Source organism: Thermoanaerobaculia bacterium (assembly GCA_035260525.1).
In the GTDB taxonomy this organism is placed as follows: domain Bacteria; phylum Acidobacteriota; class Thermoanaerobaculia; order UBA5066; family DATFVB01; genus DATFVB01.
In genome coordinates this window covers 1-4398 of the sequence record DATFVB010000031.1, presented here as the reverse complement: position 1 = coordinate 4398, position 4398 = coordinate 1, and the positions used below count along the sequence as shown (strand labels likewise).

Sequence of the window (4398 nt, the reverse complement as noted above, 5' to 3'; positions counted from 1 at the left end):
AACTTCCCCCCCTTGCGCGAGACCGCGTAGACCTCCGGAAGGAGAGTGTCGAGCGACAGGATGATCCGCGACAGCGAGCTTCCCAGGATCTCGCGCCCCTTTTCCTCCGTCAGGAGCGAGGCGTTGGTCGAGACGCAGACGCCCGGGAAGAGGTCGATCGCCTCGCAGAGCCGCTTGTAGAGAAGCGGCTCGCCGAGCTCGTGGAGATAGCGCATCGAGAGGCCCAGCTCGCGCATCTCGGAGGCGACCTTCTCGACCATCCACCACGGCGCGTCCTCGTAGGGACGCTGGATGTCGTCCATCGGACACATGCCGCAGCGGAAGTTGCAGCGGCTCGTCAGCTCGAGGTTGAACTTCAGCGTGCGCAGCCGCAGACCATGCCGATCCCGGCTCATTTCGATCCTGAAAATGCGCCGCCGCTCACCGTGGCATTCTATAATGCGGCAAGTTGAACACGGTCGTCTTCGACATCGAGACCGTGGGCGTCGACTGGAGCTCCCTCGACGACGCCCAGCGCGCCTATCTCCTGAAGAACGCCAAGAGCGAGGAAGAGCAGCGTCTCGTCCCCGAATGGCTTTCCCTCTGGCCGATGACGGGGAAGATCGTCGTCCTCGCGATGCAGAACGTCGAGACCGGGCGCGGACGCGTGTGGTACGAGAAGACCGACGGCCGCAGCGAGGAAAAGTCGGAGGACGGGCTCTTCGATTACGTCGGGGACACCGAATGCGCGTTCCTCGACGAGTTCTGGAAGACGATGACGCGATTCGACCGCTTCGTCACCTTCAACGGCCGCGGCTTCGACTGCCCGTGGACGATGCTTCGCAGCGCCGTGCACGGATTGAAGCCGTCGAAGAACCTGATGGGATACCGCTACTCGGTGCGGCCGCACGTCGACCTCCTGGAGGTCCTGACGTTCTTCGGCGGCGGGGGCTCGGCGGCGCGCAAGTTCAACCTCGACTTCTTCTGCAAGACGTTCGGGATCGCGAGCCCGAAGGAGCAGGGGATGGACGGATACTCCGTCGGGCCTTATTATCGTGAGGGCCGGCTCGCGGAGATCGCGCACTACTGCCGCCGCGACGTGGAGGCCACCGCGGCGCTCTTTCGGAAGATCGAGGCGACGCTGCTGCCCCTGATGGACAACAGCCGCGTATGAGCGGCGACCCGGGAACGCCGCGGACGACCGCGGCCCGCGAACGCCGCGAGTAAGACGCGGCTGGCAACGAGCCGCGGCGACGCGGCGGGGGGGATCGAAGAATGTCGGAAAGAGCGTCTCGCCGGGTGCGCGTTCTCTGCCCCGCGCACTACCGCTCCGAAGAGGCAGAGCCGCCGTCGTTCGCGACGGTCGTCGTCGTCAACGAGCGCGGGCTCTATCTGGCCACGCCGAAGACGCTCTCCCCCGGGAGCGAAATCGACCTCTCGATTTCGCTTCCGGGCGAAAGCGCCACGTTCCGGTCGAAGGCTCGCGTCGTCGAGGCCTTCCCGACGACCCCGCTCGGAAGCGGACGCGTGCCGGGCATGGGATGCGCGTTCGTGCAGCCGCCGATGGAGCTCGTCAACGCCATCCACAACCTGACACAATTCTGAGCGGCCCGCGCGGCGATGCATCGAGCCGGGCGGGCGCGTGGCAGCCGCCCGCGGGCTTAACGTACGCGCCGGTACGCCGCGCCCGCGGGCCGGCTACCCCGCATCCCGCCGGGCTCGCGCCTCGCCGCGCTTTCGGGTTGTACTGAGCTCAGTTCGGTTTCCGGAGAAAATGGCGCCGTCTGCGGGCCCAAATCCTGCCCGAAAACGAAGCGTCTAGTCGCTCTTCGCCTTGACCAGCGTGAGCTTCTCGAACTGCAGGATGACCGCGACGAGCGGCGAAGTGCCGTTGCCGGACGACAGCTGGGAGATCGCGATCGGCACCGCGCCGTCGATCCGCCAGTCGATGAGCACCGTCTCCTCGTTGTCGAGGCTCTGGATCTCGATCGACCTGGCCGCGACCGACACCCCGTTCCCGGCGTCGTTCAACCATCCCGACAGCGCGCTCAAGCCCTTCGGCGTCAGGTTCAGCGTCAGGCGCGGCGCCTGCGCGGGGGCGACGACGAGGCGCGGCGAATAGGCGATCGCGGCGCTGCGCTCGAAGTCGATCGCGAACCCCGCCACGCCCGGCGTCTCCCCCCCGTCGATCAGCATCCGGAAGTTCTTCGGGTTCGGGTTCGTCGTCTGGGCCGACGCGGCCGCCGACACGGCGAGAAGCAGCAGGGCGATTCGAGCTTTCATCGCGGGCCTCCGCGCGAATCGTAGCACCGCGGCTCCGTCCTGTAGAATCGCGCCCATGCCGATTGCGAAAACCGACGTCGCCGACGAGTTCGTCGGAAACCCGAAGAGCTACGGCCCGAACACTCCGATCGAGGGCGTGAAGGTGCACCGCCTCCAACGCATCGTGGACGACCGCGGGTTCTTCATGGAGGTCTTCCGAAAAGGCGCGGCGGGAACGCACGGCGCCGAGCTCGCCGCGTTCTGGAAGGGCGTCGAGGCCGCGCAGATGAACTTCTCGATCGTGAGCGCCAACGATCACGTCAAGGGGCTTCACTACCACCTCGCGCAGGAGGACATCTGGTTCTGTCCGCCGCCCTCGAAGATCAAGATCGTCCTCTACGACGTCCGGAAAAGCTCCCCCACGTTCCGGGGCACGCAGGTGATCGTGGCGGGCGACGGAAAAGACGTCGTGGTCCGGATCCCGGAAGGGGTCGCGCACGGTTACCGGCCGCTCACGAACCCGTGCGCGCTCCTCTACGTCGTCACGAAGCCCTTCGATCTCGCCGATCCGGACGAGTACCGGATCGCGTGGGACCATCCCGCCATCAAGGCCCTCTGGGAGATCCCGAACGGGTGACCGCGAAGGACCCGTGGCTGCCCGGCGAGCTTCCGTGTCCCCGCTTCGAACGGCCCTGAAATTCATCGCCGCGCTGGCGATCGCCGCCTCGGGAGCCGGGCGGATGTCGGCGCTCACACTTCCCGCGCGAGTCTACGGAGCGGCGGACGGGCTGCCGGGCGGGCACGTGCACCGGATCGTCTCGGACGCACGGGGCTTCCTCTGGTTCGCGACCGACCAGGGTCTCGCCCGCTTCGACGGCGCCCGGTTCACGCGATATGGGGGACGAGACGGCCTTCCGATCGGCGAGATCAACGACGTCATCGTCACCCGCGACGGAGCGCTCTGGGCCGCCGCCGATTCGGGTGTCTATCGGATGGCCCGCGACGCCGTCCGCAGCGAGAAGCCGCCCTTCGCCGCGGTACCGGCTCAGGGCGACGCTCGCCTGGAAGCCGAGATGCTCGAGTCCGATCGAGCCGGCGGTGTGCTCGTCGGAACGACCGACGGGGTATTCGGCTTTCGAGGCGGCCGTCTCGTCCTCGTTCCTCCTCTTCTGCCCCATCGGATCTGGGACGATCACGCGGTCCTGTCGATCGCGCAGACGCCCGGGGGAAACCGATGGGTGGGCACGCTCGACGCCCTCTGGGCCGTGCCGAAAGGCGGCGGCCCCGCGCGGCGTTTCGAGTCGCGCCCCGTCGGCGGAACGGCCACGCGCGTCACCTCGCTCCTCGTCGACTCGCGCCGGCGGCTCTGGATCGGCGCGTGGACGGGCCTCTTCCGTCTCGACGATGCCGAGAGCCTGGCCAACCCGTTCGACGCTTCACGCCGGCTGATCCCGGACCCCGTCGAATCGCTCTTCGAGCGCCCCGACGGCGTCGTGTTCGCCGCCACGCTGCACTCGGTGATCGAGTTTCGCGACGGCGTTCCCCCGATTCGGACATCGGCGGCAGACTTCGGCGCTCCATTCGAGGACGTCGAGCTGCGAACCGCGACCGAGGATCCGGCGGGTAATCTCTGGATCGGAACCGCGGGAGGAGGAGCGATCCGGGTCGATCGCGAAGGTTTCGTTCGATATGGCCGGGAGGACGGTCTCGAAGCGACGCAGGCGTCGGCGCTCTTCACACGAGACGCGGGCGTTCCCTGCGTGGAGTCGAAGGCTCATGGACGGATTTTTCTCGCCTGCTTCGACGGCAAATCGTTCCGCTCCGTGCAACCGTACGTTCCGGAAGATCCGAAGAAAACCGGATGGGGGACCGAACAGCTCGCTTTCGAGGACCGCGATCGGCGAATCTGGCTCCCGACCGGGAGCGGGCTCCTCCGATATCCGGCGAAGCCGGGATTCGACGGGCTCGCACGAATAGCTCCGGAGCGAACATTCGACCGAAAAAGCGGGCTGTCCATCGACGACATTTTTCGCGTGTTCCCGGATCGGGCCGGTGATCTCTGGATCTCGGCCCTTTCTCCTTCGAAAAACCTTCTCGCGCGGTGGAATCGCGAATCGGACTCGATCGAAATCATTCCGGAAGGGGAGGGCCCGCCTC

Annotated in this window: 6 protein-coding genes; 4 read left to right on the top strand and 2 right to left on the bottom strand. The window is 66.9% G+C overall.

Features of this window, described 5'->3' with window-relative positions; all coding sequences use genetic code 11:
• Nucleotides 1-395: radical SAM protein (locus tag VKH46_01265; protein HKB69441.1), on the bottom strand; the 395-nt coding region annotated here is incomplete at its 3' end.
• A gap of 53 nt (nt 396-448) precedes the next feature.
• On the opposite strand from VKH46_01265, the gene VKH46_01260 reads away from it, so the two are divergent.
• Entirely contained in the window at nt 449-1153 is a 705-nt protein-coding gene (locus tag VKH46_01260) for a ribonuclease H-like domain-containing protein (protein ID HKB69440.1), read from the top strand.
• Nucleotides 1154-1254: 101 nt separating this feature from the next.
• Nucleotides 1255-1584 carry a PilZ domain-containing protein gene (locus tag VKH46_01255; GenBank protein HKB69439.1) on the top strand — a complete coding sequence of 110 codons (330 nt, stop codon included), beginning with the start codon at nt 1255-1257 and terminating at the stop codon, nt 1582-1584.
• 213 nt (nt 1585-1797) lie between these two features.
• On the opposite strand, the gene VKH46_01250 is transcribed toward VKH46_01255, so the two are convergent.
• Entirely contained in the window at nt 1798-2262 is a 465-nt protein-coding gene (locus tag VKH46_01250) for a hypothetical protein (GenBank protein ID HKB69438.1), read from the bottom strand.
• 55 nt (nt 2263-2317) lie between these two features.
• On the opposite strand from VKH46_01250, the gene VKH46_01245 reads away from it, so the two are divergent.
• Nucleotides 2318-2878, top strand: coding sequence for a dTDP-4-dehydrorhamnose 3,5-epimerase family protein (locus tag VKH46_01245; GenBank protein HKB69437.1), 561 nt, complete (start codon nt 2318-2320; stop codon nt 2876-2878).
• Between the two features lie 34 nt (nt 2879-2912).
• A partial coding sequence (locus VKH46_01240) for a two-component regulator propeller domain-containing protein (GenBank protein HKB69436.1) occupies nt 2913-4398 on the top strand: 1486 nt, incomplete at its 3' end.